A 14,876-nucleotide genomic window follows, 5' to 3' on the forward strand; every position below is an offset into this window, starting at 1 on the left:
GCATGGGAGTGCGACTGACGAAACTCGCCGACGCGAACTACTTCCTCGACCAGATCGACGACATCGCCCTCGAAGGGCATGAGGGAGCCGACCCGGTCGAATACTACACGCAGGAAGGCAACCCGCCAGGCGTATGGATCGGATCCGGCGTGGACGACCTCGGATTCGAACAGGGACAGACGGCCACCACCGAACAGGTCCGCGACCTCATCAACAAACGCCGCAACCCCAGAACCCAACAGGTCCTCGGCGACCCCAAGGACGTCCTCGACAAAACCGACTCCACCAGCAAGACCGTCGGCGGATGGGACATCACCTTCACCGTGCCCAAAAGCCTGAACGTCATCTGGGCCATGGCCGACAGGGACGTGCGTGAAAAGATCGACAGGATCGAGGCCATGGCCCGTGACATGACCATGGAGTACATCGAACGCAACTACCTGACCACCCGGTCGGGTGCGGGTGGCGTCGCCACCGAGCAATGCGACGGTGCCATGGGCTTCATGTTCCGCCACTACGACAACAGGGACGGCGATCCGCACCAGCACGAGCACGTCGTCATCAGCAACTACGTCAAACGCACCAAGGACGGACAGTGGACCGCCATCGACGGTCGCAAGCTCTACAACGGCGTCGTCGACTGGAGCGAACAACACACCAACATCCTCATGGACCTCATCACCAAGGAGTTCGGATGGCAGTGGACCGAACGGCCGAACAACCGGGGCACCAAGGCCGTCGTCTACGACATCGAGGGCGTTCCCCAGAAGGCCCTCGACCTGTTCTCCAGCCGAACCGCGGAGATCCTCACGAAAATGGCGCAACGGGTCGCTGAGGAGGAGGCGGCCGTGGGCCATCCGCTCACAGCCATGCGCAAGGAGGAGATCCACGCCGAAGTATGGAAGGAGACCAGAAAACCCAAAAGCCACGAACCCAAGCCGCTCGACACGCTCTTCGAGGAATGGAGGCACAAAGCCAAGGAACACGGCATCAACCCCGAGGCTATGCTCAAGGCCGTCAACAGCCACCACGACAACCTCATCCACGTCGACGCGGGGACACGCAAGGAGATCGGCACGATCCTCCTCCATCAGCTCGTCACCGCCAACACCCAACCGGACGGCCCCGAATACGATCCGGTCAGGGATGTGCTCAACGGCATCAAGCAACGCTCCAAATCCACATGGAAACGCAGCAACATACGCGCGGAGGCGCAGCGCATCACCCGCGGCCTGCGCGTCGACCCGGAACAACGCTCCGCGCTCATCGACGAGATCACCGACCGGGTCATCGACCAGTGCGTCCAACTGACCCCGACCAGATACGATCTGCCGGACGAGAACGATCTGCCCGAACTCGAGTCCGGCGAAGGACGCTCCCTGTTCGACGACCCCTCATTCGACCGGTTCACCACCACCGACATCCTCGACGCCGAAACCGACATCGAACACGCGCTCGACGAAGAACGGCAGCCGCAGTTCACCCTCGAGGAGGCCACCCAACGGGTCGACGACTACGTCAAAAACGTCGACGGCAAACTGTCCGCGGACCAGAAGCGGGCCGTCATCTACGCGCTGGCCAACCCGAAGCTCGTCTCCACGATCGTCGGCCCCGCCGGCAGCGGCAAGACCACCACGATGAGGGCCCTCGCCCACATCTGGATGGACAAGTACGGGCCCGACAGCGTCCTCGGCGTCACCCAATCCAACGCCGCCAAGGACGAGCTCGCCGCATCCATCGGCGTGCAATGCATCAACCTCGCCCAATACGCGTACTGGACCCAACCCGAACGGCAGGAGGAGATCCGACGGATCGACAACATCCTCAGGGGAGGCGGACTCAACATCGGGTACGCGCAACGACTGTCGCGCAAGCTCACGAACATGATCGCCAAAACGAACGCCTGCCGGATCAGACCGAACCAGCTCATCATCAACGACGAGGCCGGCATGACCTCCACGTTCGATATCCAACGCATCGTGGACGGGGCCAGACGGGCGGGCGCCGCGTTGACGCTCGTCGGCGACAACAAGCAGCTCAGCACGCCGGCCGGCCCCGGTGGCATGCTCGGCCGCATCGTGTCCAAAGGCGGCGAATACCACAGTGACCTCGACCAGCTCTGGCGGTTCGCCGGAGCCACCTACGACATCGACCCCGAACGGTTCCGCGACCGCTGGGCGAAGGATGATCCCGACACCGCCGCCAAACGCCAATGGATAGAGGAGGGGGCGGCCACGCTCCGTCTGCGGCAGGGCGGCGACCCGAAGAACATCGCGTCGGTCGACGACTGTCTCAAGCTCATCGCCGAATACAAGGACCACGACCGCATCCATGTCGGCTCCGACTCGGACATGGAACAGCTCGCCTACGACATGTGTATCGCATGGCAGAGCATCGGCAAGACCACACTGGCCATCGCCGGTACCAACGAACAGGTCAAGAACCTCAACCAGCGGTTCCTCATGGCCCGCAAACTCAACGGCGAATCCGACCCCGACCGGAACAACAGGGTGCCCCTGTCCGACGGTCTCGACGTCGGCATCGGAGACCAGATCCTATGCAGGGGCAACGACTCGCTCATCCGCTCCGCCGACGACAAGCAGGTCCAGAACGGCATGGTCATGATCGTCGAAGGCTACTCGCCGAACGGCGTACGCTGCCGGGAGACGGGGGAGGGGCGGATCTTCCTGCTGCCATACGAGTATCTCAAAGAGAACTGCCAGGCGGGATACGCCACCACCGCGCACCTCTCCCAGGGAGCCACCGTCGCCCGAAGCGTATACCTCATCGGCTCCCAGGACACCCCGGACTGCAACACCACCTACGTGGCCGGGACCCGAGCCGTCGAGGAGAACCACTTCCTGTTCGGCATGCCCGACGAGCAGACCCTGCGTGACAACAAGAACAAGGAAGGCACCCCGATCGACCCCGACGCCTACACCACATGGTCCATGCTGAACATCCTGTGCAAGCACCCCGACGATCGCACCGCACACCAGGTCTCGGAGGACGAGCAGCGGGACCGGTACTCGCTCAAACGTCTCATCCACGAGCACGAGCAACTGGGCGGCGACATCGCCCAACGCCACCTGCTCGCCAAACTAGGCGGGACGCATGACCCCGACATCGTCGCACGCATCCAGAAGTCCAGCGGCTTCGAACACCTGCGCGCCACATGGTCCAGGGCGTTCATGACCGACCCGCGGCAGGCCCTCGCCATCCTCAGCCACCCGCTGCCCGGGGAGAAAGGAGCCAAGCCACGGAATCACGCCTCAAGACGCCCCACGGCGAAAAGCCTCATGCCAAGGAACGGCGAGACCGCCGGCACGAACACGACCATCACGCTCCGGCCAGACAAGGGCAACCTCCCGCAGGCCGACTATCTGGAACGCAACCTCGACAAGATCGGCATCCCACTCACCCGGCAGGACGGCGTGGACGGGTCGGTCGAATTCCGGTTCGACGAAGCGTACGCGCCCGCAGTGCGAGCCACCGTCGAGACCATGATGAGGAAGATACGAAACCTCACCCCGGAACGGTTCGACGACTGGGACACGTTCAACCAGACCGCGGACCGGCACGAACACGACCACAAGCCCGACACCCAGCGACGCCGCAGGGACCCCGACCTCGCCGAGACGCTGGCCGCACGATTGAACAAGAGCCTCCTCGACCGCACCAACGGCGTCGTCAACGACCAGTGGCCCGGAGGCATCGTCCCACCCATCAAAGCCAAGGAGCACGACACCCGGTTCGATCTCCTCCAACAGAACGAACGGACCATCGAACAGGTCACGCGGAACCTTGAACAGGAGCTGCTCGAAGCGAACCCCGATTGGCTCGCCCCGATCCTCGACAAGATCGACGACGACCTGAACCTCATCCGCGACATCGCCGCCTACCGGGCGCGCTGGACCATCACGGACGAGGACACCCCGCTCGGGGAGAAGCCCGAACCCGGCTTGCACAGACAGCATTGGGCCAACCTCGACGCCCGCATCACCGGACAGGGTGACGGCACCGCCGAACCCGAACCCACGCCAACCCCGCAGCCGACCGGCGAACCCGACCGGAACGACATCCCCCTGCCAGATACGGAACCCGAGTACGAGCCGGAATACGAGCCCGGCCCCTACGACGAGGACTATGCCGATATCGACCCGCCGGAGCCATGGGACGACGTGGCCGGAATGCAGGGACCCGAAGAAAGGAATCCGCAATGGACACAACAACCACCAGCCTCCAGCTCATCCAACGGACAAGCCAATGGCTTGTCGACCTGACGAACGCGTTCGCCGCATGGCCCACGCCGTTCCTGGTCGCAGCGCTCCTGCTGCTCATCACGGTCAGCGGCGTCACCGGCAGGGCCGTCATCGGCGCGAGCCTGCCCAAACAGCTTCTGTGGGGCACGGTCACCGTGGCGGTCAGCCTCATGGCCCTGGCCGTCATCTGGGCGCTCGTCGTCCGCTTCGTCCCCGTCGACATGCTCGAGACGATCCTGAACACCCTCCACCTGCTCAAGCCCATACCCAACGCGACCGGTATCATCACCACCATGTGACCGCACCGGCCAGCCGAACGGGTGCGTCCCGGATCCATCCCGGACCCGGGGCGCACCCATATCCAAGCCAAACCCATGATCCGATAACGGCGGGCCACGGCATGGACGAGGGTGAAACGCATGGGGTCGCAACAGCGTCCCCTGACGGGCTCAGAAGCAAGGAGCATACGACCATGACCAACACGACACCGACCGTCAACGTGAACATCGGCGCACCGGACCAGCCGGCGCCGACCACCTACCCGTGGACCGGACCGCAACCGGAACACCACGCCACACACGCGACCCTGAACACGAAACGCAGCCTGACGAAGTACATCCTGCTCGGCATCATCACGTTCGGCATCTACGACCTGTGGCAAATGACCGAGATCAGCACGACCATCAACCTGATCGCCACCCGCAGGGACGGCAAACGCACCATGAACTACCTGCTCCTGTTCTTCCTCATCGGCTGGATCACCTTCGGCATCGGCTACTTCGTCTGGGGCCACCGGATCTCCGCACGCATCGGCGTCGAACAGGCCGCGCGACGCCTTCCGGTCACAGTCACCGCCTCCACGTACTGGCTGTGGAACGTGCTCGGAGCGTTCATCCTCATCGGACCGTTCATCTACACGTACAAACTGCTGCACGCCATGAACGACATCTGCGCCGACTACAACGCGCGCGGCTGAACCACGACAACAGACACGACATGGGGCCGACCCCGATGGGGCCGGCCCCAAATGATGCCATCGTCCGCATCAACCGCTATAAGGAGATGACCATGAGCAGCGACAACGACAACTACATCCGGGCCATCCGAGCCCTGCACGCCAAAGGCATGAGCTGCACGGAGATCAGCCGCAAACACAACCTGCCGCTCGAGACGGTACGCAAGGCGGTCAAGGGTGATCGCGTGGACAGGCCGTTGTTCCTCGAACCCGACCTCAAAGGCGTCTGGAATCCCTCCGCGGAACAGAACGCGGCGACGAACGGCAGGAAGAACGGCCGCACCACAGGCAGACGCGGCTGACGGATCCTGCGGAAACCCGTACAGGCGAGACAGGGTATCCCGGCGCAATCGGCATGAAAAAGGGCGGATCCTACGGGGTCCGCCCGTCGTCAACATGATATGAGCCGGGTCACTCGCCGGTGTCATAGTACTGGACATGCGGCTTGACCGAGGCCGCGTCCACATTGCTGAACGCCTCGAACTTCACCTTCTCGCCGGGAGCCCACGAGCGGCAGGACCGTCATGGCATGTCCGGTGACGCGACGGGTAGGAGCCGGAACGTCGGGGATGTCACATGTCAGCGAGGGTGACGACGAACCGGTTCAGCGGACTGTCGTACTTCACGTCGGCGGCGATGAAATAACCGTCGCTGGCTGTGGCGAGCAGCTTCGCGCTCTGGTCCTCGACGCCGGTCATACGGACGACCACCGTATAACGCTTGGATTCGAGCGCATGCACGACATTGTAGGCATCCAGTCCCTTCAACGCCTCCGTGTCCACGTCGCTGGCGTTATACGGTAGGGTGGCCTTCAACCGGTCCAGCTCACTCAGGGTGGAGTCCGTGTCCGTCGAAGGCGCGGCTGTCTGGTCACTGTTTTCGTTCGTGTCGGATCCGGTCTGGGAATCGTCTGGGGCCGGTTGTGTGGATGTCGCGCCGGGCTGGGTGGCATCGTCGTCGGTGTCGGTCGTGGTTTGCGAGGACGTCGCGCCGTCCGAACCCCTGCCGGCGTCGGCGTCGGTATCCGAACCGCATGCGCCGAGCGGCAGGGCCAGCGCCACCAGCAGCATCGCCCCGATGATCCTCCTGACATCCATATAATCTCCCGTCATATCAGGCGAAACCAGTTGCCGTAACGATAGCACGGGCGGACTGGCGGCGCGCACAGGGATGGTCAGAACCGCCATACGCCGTCCGTGTACGGGTCCTTCCCGTCCTCCCAGTCGTCCCATTCCGGGCGCCCGTACATGCGTGAGTTGATCAGGCTTGCCTTAGGTCCGGCGACCTTGGCGATCACGGCGCGTTCCCACCGTTCGCGGGTCCGGTCGAACGCCTTCTCCATCGTGTCGTCCATGACGCCGAGCGAGTTGGCGAACGCGTACCGCAATGACATGGTCCTCAGATCCCGCTCCAACGTTCTGAGCCCGTCGGGTTCGCTGGCGAACAGCTCCTCCCATTCCGCGCCGCCGGGGAGCATGGGGTGGACGCGTTTCGTCAACCCGTTGAACAGGGAGACGACCTCGTCGAGCTCTTTCTGCCCGTCCACGGGGAGGAACGACATCCTCAGCAGCGTCTCGCGGTCGTAGGGGAACATGGTGCGTGAGCCGGCGATGGACTCCAGGCGGGCGGCGATCGTCCGTTCGAGCGACAGGCTTGAGCGTTCGAGCAGGTCGTAGCGGGTGGGGGCGTTCGCCCACGCCTTGAGGATCGCGGTCAACGGCGCCGTCTCGTCGAGGCCGAGTTCGAACGGGAACGGCAGTCGGGCCGTGGCGATCGAAGGCGCCTGCTGTGTGAGCCGCCGGCGCAGCCAGTCGTTCGAACGCGCGTCCACGGTGACCAGTCCCCGGTCGAACATGCCCAGCCGTCCGGCCCTGCCGGCGATCTGCCTGACCTCCAACGGGGTGAGCCGGCGGTTCGAGGAGCCGTCGTATTTGCTGGTGGCGCCGAAGATGACGCGGCGGATCGGCAGGTTCATGCCCATGCCGATCGCGTCGGTGGCGACCAGTACCTTGGCCTCGCCGAACGCGAACCGCATGGCCTCGCTGCGGCGCGCCGTCCAAGGCAGTGAGCCGTACACGACCGCCGTGGACGTGCCCTCCTCCTCGATCCGGGCGGCGGTGCGCAGCACGTCCTGACGGGAGAACACGATGACCGCGTCGCCCGGCTCTGCCACGCCGTCCCACGGCCTGTCCTCGACGACAAGGGGAGTGGAGCGTTCGTGACGGACCAGCGTGTACCGGTCGCCGCACATGCCGACGAGCTGCGTGACCACGTCCGCGGCCTCGGGCGAGCAGCACACGTGGATGTCGCGCGCGTCCACGCCGAGGATCGCGCGCGTCCACGATCCGCCGCGCTGCGGGTCGTCGATCATCTGCGTCTCGTCGATCACCACGCACGCGTATTCGCGTTCCAAGTCCAGGGTGCCGATCGTCTGCGAGATGAATCGTCCGTCGCCGTCTAGGGAACGCTCCTCGCCGGTGATGATGTCCGTCGGCAGGCCCTCGGCACGCAACCGTTCGCCGGTCTCCAACGCGAGCAGGCGCAACGGCGCCAGGTAGGCGCCCGACCCGGCCTTCCGCAACGCCTTCAGGGCGTCGTGCGTTTTGCCGCTGTTCGTTGGCCCTACGTGGATCGTGAACCGGCGCGGTCCGTGACGGTACGAGGCGTAATGGGAGAACGGGTCCGTCGCCGCCATGGACACCATGACCAAGTCGCGCGCGGCGTGCTCGCGTTCCCGACGCTCGTTCAGTCGTTCGTTTTTACGGGTCTTCCGGCGTTCGGCTTTCCCTCGGTCCATGAATCCCTCCGTTGCCAGTGATGGTTCCACGATACCCGCATCACACGGGAGCATGGTCTGAAACAGGGTGAAGGACTTATGCCCACTGCGTGGGCGGGCCTACCTGATGGAGAACTCGACGCCGGACCCGTCCTCCAACGGCGTCATGGCCACGTCATGCCCGGCATCAGGCAGGTGAACGGTCTGCCTGTCGCCGGTCCCGGCCAGTTTGGCGAACGCCCGTTCGACCACGGTCATGTCGGGCAGTGTGCGACGCAACCCGTCCATGGAAGTCTCGCCGTTGACCTCGGGTAGCCAGTCGTGGTGGTGGGCGGCGAGCAGCCCGTCAAGGACAGCGGCGTCCGTCGCGTACACGTCGCCCATGGCGTCGGACAACGCGCACACGGTCACGAGCAATGCTTCGGGGCCACCGCCCAGCACGTCGTTCGCGACCCGCGCCACGAGATCGGACACTTCGCCGGAGAACTGGTCCCGCAATGAATGAAACAGTCCGATGACCGTGTCGGGATCATCCCAGTCCGGCGCGGAACGCCCACCATCAGGCAGATCGGGGACGGGGTCGACCGGCACTGCCTCGGTGACGTCGTCATGGAAGGTGAAACCGCCGTCAGTCATCACTCCTCCTGTCTTACTGTTCGAAATCACAGGTCAAGCCGTTGGAGGTCTTGCCTCCCACGGTAGCGCAGGGCACGACCCTGCCGTCTTTGAGCCGGTAGTATTTCGCCGTTTGGGGACGCTCGTCGTCCTTGGCGGGGCGTGGATTGTTCCAGTCGCAGACGATTCCAAAATTAGACACGCAGTCCACGACCATCCCGTCCTTCAACCGCACGGAAGTGACCGACCACGTGTACGCGTACGGGTCGGACGCGTCACCCGTCGCACACCCCGTCAGGGACAGCAGGAAGGACCACAGCCGGTACGGCCATCACACGGATATGCCGGCGGGACAGGGGATACAGAGCCATGCGGATCACGGCCTTTCGATACGAGACTCGAATATTGGGGCATGAATCCGGGGGACGGGTGCCTGCCGCGAACATGCCCGGATACGGGAGGACCCCCGCATGCTGCGGGGGTCCGGGAGTCATGAATGGTATCCAGGTCACTTGGACGCGTTGCGGCGGCGCAGCATGACACCGGTCGCGCCGGCGCCGGTCAGGCCGAGGCCCGCGATCAGGGTCGCCACGGCGGCCATGCCGGTCTGCGGCAGCTTGTCCAGATCCGTGCCGGCGTCGTTCTGCTGGTCGTTCTTGGCCGGCGCGGTGTACGGGTTGAACGTGACCGTGCCGTGGCCGGTGATCGACAGGACGTTGTCCTTCGCGAGGGTGACGTGGTCGACCGGCCTGCCGTTCGCGTCCTTGAACGTGAACGCGCCGGACGTCCACGCGCCGGTCTTGTCGTCGACGGTACCCGTGTAGACCACGTTGCCGTCCTTGTCGGTCACGACGATGGCCGGGGCAGCCTCGTTGGCCTTCTCCTCGGCCTTCCATACGGCCGTGTAGTCGCCTTCGACGAGGTTGAGTTCGGCGACGGTCTTCTTCAGCGTGCCATCAACCTTCACGTCGGTCGGCTTGGCGACCGGGTCCTTGCCGTCCCAGTGGGTGAACACGGCGGAGCCCAGACCCTCGACGCTGATGACGGTGTCGTTGTTGATGACGACATGGTCGACCGGGTTGCCGTTCGCATCCTTGAGGGTGAACGCGCCGTCGGAGGACGCGGAACCCGTGTACAGGACGTCCTCGTCGGCGATGGTGCCGGCGGTGGCGCGCGAACCGATCTTCAGCTTCGCGTCACCGGCCTTCGCGCCGGACTTCCAGGCGACCGTGTAGTTGCCTTCCGGAACGCCGAGCTTGATCGCGGTGTCGGTGATCACGCCGGAGGACGGCACGTCCACGGTGAACGACTGCGGGACCTCGCCCGGGGTGCCCGGGTTGTTCGGATCGGTCGGCTCCGGGTCAACGGCGCCGTCCTCGGACGGGGTGAACGTGTACGTGACGACCGGGGTGTCCGTGCCGTCGAGGAGCACGTCGAACACGAGCTTGTTGTCCTGCTGCTTGACGGTCCAACCATCCGGGATGTGGGTGAAGTCGATACCGGTGCCGGACTGCGGGATCTTGACCTCGCCGCCCTTGACCGGGTCGAAGCCCTGGGCGAGACCAAGCACGTTGCCGTCCTTGTCCTTCACGGAGGCGGTGATGTCCTTGAGATCCTGGGCGTCGGCCTTGCCATCGCCGTTCGCGTCGCCCTTAACCGTGGACGTGGACGCCGGAGTGAGCGTGAAATCGCCCAGCAGGTCGCTCTTCGGGAACACGATCACGTCACCACCGTTCAGGGTGATCGTGGTCGAACCGCCGGCGGCCAGCGTGGACGGCTTGTCGTTGCCGCCCTCATAGTCGAGCTTGCCGTCCTTGTCAACGGTCGTGTTGGTGATGATGCTGTAGTTGCCTTCGCTGGTCTGGTTGCCCGTGGACGAGTACGAGATCACGTACGTGCCGGCCTGGATGGTCTTCAGACCGCCCGGGATACGGTTCTCGTTGGTCTTCGGCGCGGACTTGTGGGAATCGTCGGTCGCATACCAGCCGGTCGTATCCGTCAGATCCTTCTGGCTGACGGTCAGCGGGGAGGTGGCGGCTTCGGCGGTCTCCGCGGTGGTCGCGGCAGCCTGGTCGGCGGCGAACGCCATCGTGACCGGGGCGGCGACGGCCGTCAACGCGAGGGCGGCGGACAGGATCACGCCGGCTGCGCGGCGGCGGACGCTAATAGTGGAAACCATGGAAATCCTTTTCACTCGATGTATATGAATGTGTGTCTACACGGATGCCGACGGAAACCGGCCGGCGTACGCAAACGCACCACCCCACCCTGTTCCCGGACAGACCGATATCGGTGTATGGGAAACCGTCACCACCGAACCGGCAGCAGTTCGCCGGACGCGTCGGTCAACCACGCGTACCCCCGACGGAACACCAGTCGTGCCCGCACAGCATGCGATTGTCGGTCCACGAACGTGACCTGACGGCCCGACGGGGCGGACGGGTCGAACGGGCCGACCGTCATGACCGTCAACCCCCAGCGGATCGCGGCCGCATCCAACGCGAGCCCCGCTTCCAGGAGCGGCGTCAGCACCACGCGCAACGCGAGCAGGCCCGCCGCGAACACGAGGAACAGGACGCCCTGCCTCCACGATCCGGGGAACAGCAGCAGCATCGACACCGCGATCAGCGCCTCCACGACCGTCAGCAACGACAGGATCGGCTTGACGGTCCCATACACCCGATACGGGTACAAGGCCACCGGCTGCGTCGGCCTGCCCACCGGCTGGGTCGCCCCCGTCTGCTGGACGGGCGCGCCAGCCGGCGTAGTACCACCGGTTCTCGTCGCGGGCACGGTCTTGGACAATTCCATGGTCTCCTCGTCCGGGCCGGCATGCTCGCGTCCCTCGGCCACATCCTCCAGCTCATCCTCCAACGACGCCATCATCACTCCAATCACTACAGGCCCCATCAACAGGGGCGTGAACGTCGATCGCACGCGCCACGCGACCCGAAGCACCGTCCGTACCGGTATTGGCCGCAAATACCGGAACCACGAAAACCGTCCGAACGGTGGACACGACGACAACCAACCCAAGAAAACCACGGAAAGGACAACAGGACCATGCCGCTCTTCAACAACCTCAACGCGATCCTCGGCGGCGTCAACACGCTCCTCGAACGGACGCTCGCGCAACCCGCACGCCCACGCATCCAAATGATCCCCGTGAACGATGTCGGGATGCGACTCAACACCTTCGTGCAAACCCTCGCGTCAAGCGCGCCACCCTACCCGGGACAGACCGAACCCAGCAGGCTGACGCAACAGCAGCAAACGGCCCTGCACTCCAGATTCCTCTACGACATCGCCTCCATCGGCACCGACATCGACATCCGATGCGCCGACCCCGGCAAATACGTCACCTGGACCGACAACAGGCAGCATCTCGTCAGCCTGCTCAAATACGGGCCCGAACACCCGTATCCGGCCATCAACCTCTCTCTCGCGCAACGGCCTGACGGCAGCCTCGAAGCCCAGACCTGGCTGGTACGCAACATGGCGACACCCGTGATCCGCGGACCCGTCTGCCCCGAATGGCCGACGGGCGCCCCCAACGAACTGGCCGGCAGTCACGCCCTGGAACAATTCATCCTCGACAGGTTCGGCCTGCAACCCACCAAACCGGCCACCGTGGAACGAGTGAACGCATGGTTCGACACCATGAACTACCGGGTCGCCCTCGCGGCGAGAACCAACCCGCCGAAACCCGGCGAAGTCAGCATGCGGCTGACCAACGGCGCGTTCATCAGCCATGACACGTTCAAACAGGTATGCCCCGACCCCATGGAACAGGACCGGTTCACGGCACTCACCGCCAAAGTCGACCTCGCGTGGGGGCACGGGCTGACCGGCATGCTCGACTCGAACCCGGAAACGATCAAGGAGGCGTGCGACCATTGGAACGACCCGAAGCACTGGCAGGACGCCGCCTCGCACGCACAACTGTACGACGCCCCCGGCGATGGCGCGATCGACGCGAACATCGGGACCCTCGCGAAAGCGGACGTGGACAACCTCATCATGGTATGGGGCAACAGGCGTGACGAAGTATGCCCCGGAGAAACACCCACCGCCATCGCGGACCACATCCTCGGGTTCAACCGAATCGACCCCGTCGAACAACCCGCCTGGGAGGCCGCGTTGGCCAGACGCGTCGCCCCCACGGCCCTGCTCGTACGAGACCATCCGGTCCCCAGCAGCGCGTTCGCCGCCGTCACGCTCAGGAGCAAGGCTCCCGAAGACACGAGCGCACCGGCTCCCGCCCCCAGACCGACCACCCAGGAACAAGCCAATCCGGCCCCGTCAAAGCAAACCGACCAGACAACACGGGAACAGGCAGACACGACACCGCAGGAAACCACAGGACCAGCACCACAGGAAACCACAGGACCAGCACCACAGGAAACCACAGGACCAGCACCACAGGAAACCACAAGACCAGCACCACAGGAAACCACAGGACCAGCACCACAGGAACAAGCCAATCCGACGCCCACGGAAACCGAATCCTATCCCGATCCGGTGAACGCCGACCCGTACGCGAACCCGGTCGACCAAACTCCGGATCCGAACGCGGCCGGACAGCAGCCGCACGAGCCAACGGCACAATCAGGGCCGACGGTCGGCTGACGGAGAACGAACCAGCCTGGAAAAACAGTGGGGCGGGCATCCCGGACGGGACGCCCGCCCCACTGCATGTCCGCAAAGGAATATCGGCGGGGAGGATGTCTGAGGATTCGTGGCCGTGCTGAGACGGCCCCGATGGTCAGGGTCGGGAAAGGAACGGGATCATGGTAAACCATGGCATCCTGCCCGCCGAGCACATCAACGTGCTCGCATGGGTCATGGAACAGTCAGTAAAGGAAAAAGCAGACATGCTCAGAAAGGGTGTGTTTGATGGGGAGATCAAAATAGACATTTCTGACGAGGAGATTCGTGAAAGCACGAAAAGAAGGGCTAAGGAACTCGCAGAGCTGAACGCGCGGCAGCATGGTGGGGATGCCTCCAGCTACGAATGGAGCGAACCCCGGCGAACGGACTGGAATACTGCGGATATCATGGGCGCGTTCAACGCCTACGCCTATAGAACAAAGTCCATCGATGATCAGAAAGGCTCCAGCCTATTAGAGGTGTTCAATTTCGTTTACGAGGAATACCTCCATAAATGTGACGAGACATGGGAGGAATGGGAGGACTGGGAAGACATCGGTGATGTCATCATCGACTGGGACACTGATCCCTCGGTGGTCTCCCGCGACAGATATCTGGATGCGTTTCGGGAACCGTTCAGGGTAATAAGCTGCGGATTCAGCGAAGAATCATACGATAAAATATGGAAAGATCTACAGAGCTGGCGTGGGGACGGTGTGGACAGATTCCGGTTCATGACGGAACGAGTTAGCGCCGTCCTTGGCCATGAACTCAACGAATTCGAAAACCTTCACGGGTTTGCTGACAACCCCGACGACCAGCACCAATATGACGCACGGTTCGAGCATCTGTCGCCCTTGCTTTTCGAGGCGTTCGGATTCGGACCGCGTGCGGCGGACGCCACGCCTGCGGATCGCATGTGTGCTGCGAGCCTGATGGGCGCGTTGCCGTTCGACGAAATCCACGAGTGGGACATCGATGCTGGACTTCAGAACAAATTGGAAGATTGGATATCCACCTACGGGGATAAAGAGATGACGGCATTCTTCCAGGATGAATTAGGTCAGATGCGTGATGAGAGAGACGAGTATCTTCGCATGGAATACCTTAAATCCACTGGGGCAAATCATGAGAGGAATCCGGAAACAAGTCAACCATCGCAGAACCACGATCAGACCGTGGGAACCGTCACACAGTCGGACCAGGTCACTACTGCCGTGAACGACAGGACCGACGTCCCCGACACGACAGAACAGATTGAGACGGCAGTGAATCCAACAGAAGAGGTATCAGATTCATGGAGCTGGAACATGGGGAGTGAAACGGAACCGTCGGGTTTGGAAACGGTGGAATCCTTCAGCCTTGACGGTCCCGCCTACCCGGACCCGACCAACCGGAATCCGTACGCGAACCCGGTCGACCAGGCGCCGGATCCGAGCGCGGTCGGACAGCAGTCGCACGGGCCAACGGCACAATCAGGGCCGACGGTCGGCTGACGGAGAACGAACCAGCTTGGAATAACGATGGGGCGGGCATCCCGGACGGGACGCCCGCCCCA

Annotated in this window: 12 protein-coding genes; 6 read left to right on the top strand and 6 right to left on the bottom strand. The window is 63.7% G+C overall.

Annotated elements, in window-relative coordinates:
• Positions 1-2 precede the first annotated feature (2 nt).
• From mobF to CSQ85_RS08865, 4 genes are all read left to right on the top strand, one after another.
• A complete protein-coding gene (gene mobF, locus CSQ85_RS08850) occupies positions 3-4,283 on the top strand; it encodes a MobF family relaxase (RefSeq protein WP_190972975.1) in 4,281 nt (1,426 codons plus the stop codon).
• Entirely contained in the window at positions 4,220-4,561 is a 342-nt protein-coding gene (locus CSQ85_RS08855; RefSeq protein WP_150383751.1) for a hypothetical protein, read from the top strand. The genes mobF and CSQ85_RS08855 overlap by 64 nt, the downstream gene beginning before the upstream one ends.
• A 173-nt stretch (positions 4,562-4,734) precedes the next feature.
• Entirely contained in the window at positions 4,735-5,238 is a 504-nt protein-coding gene (locus CSQ85_RS08860; RefSeq protein ID WP_150383752.1) for a DUF4234 domain-containing protein, read from the top strand.
• Between the two features lie 92 nt (positions 5,239-5,330).
• Entirely contained in the window at positions 5,331-5,579 is a 249-nt protein-coding gene (locus tag CSQ85_RS08865; protein ID WP_150383753.1) for a hypothetical protein, read from the top strand.
• 270 nt (positions 5,580-5,849) lie between these two features.
• Here CSQ85_RS08865 and CSQ85_RS08870 read toward each other — a convergent pair whose 3' ends face one another.
• The 6 genes from CSQ85_RS08870 to CSQ85_RS08890 all read right to left on the bottom strand — a co-directional run bounded on the left by CSQ85_RS08870 (position 5,850) and on the right by CSQ85_RS08890 (position 11,554).
• On the bottom strand, positions 5,850-6,374 hold the full coding sequence (locus tag CSQ85_RS08870; protein WP_150383754.1) for a hypothetical protein: 525 nt from the start codon (positions 6,372-6,374) through the stop codon (positions 5,850-5,852).
• Between the two features lie 77 nt (positions 6,375-6,451).
• On the bottom strand, positions 6,452-8,074 hold the full coding sequence (locus CSQ85_RS08875; protein ID WP_190972976.1) for a helicase-related protein: 1,623 nt from the start codon (positions 8,072-8,074) through the stop codon (positions 6,452-6,454).
• 99 nt (positions 8,075-8,173) lie between these two features.
• Positions 8,174-8,689, bottom strand: a complete 516-nt coding sequence (locus tag CSQ85_RS08880) for a hypothetical protein (protein WP_150383756.1) — start codon at positions 8,687-8,689, stop codon at positions 8,174-8,176.
• Between the two features lie 13 nt (positions 8,690-8,702).
• Positions 8,703-8,870 (bottom strand): hypothetical protein, encoded by a 168-nt coding sequence (locus tag CSQ85_RS13140; RefSeq protein ID WP_190972977.1) that lies wholly within the window; start codon positions 8,868-8,870, stop codon positions 8,703-8,705.
• 306 nt (positions 8,871-9,176) lie between these two features.
• A complete protein-coding gene (locus CSQ85_RS08885) occupies positions 9,177-10,847 on the bottom strand; it encodes an LPXTG cell wall anchor domain-containing protein (protein WP_150383757.1) in 1,671 nt (556 codons plus the stop codon).
• A gap of 128 nt (positions 10,848-10,975) precedes the next feature.
• The gene (locus CSQ85_RS08890; protein ID WP_190972978.1) at positions 10,976-11,554 is read right to left on the bottom strand and encodes a hypothetical protein; all 579 of its coding nucleotides are present in this window, start codon (positions 11,552-11,554) and stop codon (positions 10,976-10,978) included.
• Between the two features lie 177 nt (positions 11,555-11,731).
• On the opposite strand from CSQ85_RS08890, the gene CSQ85_RS08895 reads away from it, so the two are divergent.
• Complete coding sequence (locus tag CSQ85_RS08895; RefSeq protein ID WP_150383759.1) at positions 11,732-13,297, top strand: hypothetical protein; 1,566 nt, start codon at positions 11,732-11,734, stop codon at positions 13,295-13,297.
• A 161-nt stretch (positions 13,298-13,458) separates the two neighbouring features.
• Positions 13,459-14,814: a hypothetical protein gene (locus CSQ85_RS08900; protein ID WP_150383760.1), complete on the top strand. Its 1,356-nt coding sequence runs from the start codon at positions 13,459-13,461 to the stop codon at positions 14,812-14,814.
• The last annotated feature ends 62 nt before the right edge of the window (positions 14,815-14,876 follow it).

It is taken from the genome of Bifidobacterium rousetti (assembly GCF_008698235.1).
GTDB lineage: Bacteria > Actinomycetota > Actinomycetes > Actinomycetales > Bifidobacteriaceae > Bifidobacterium > Bifidobacterium rousetti.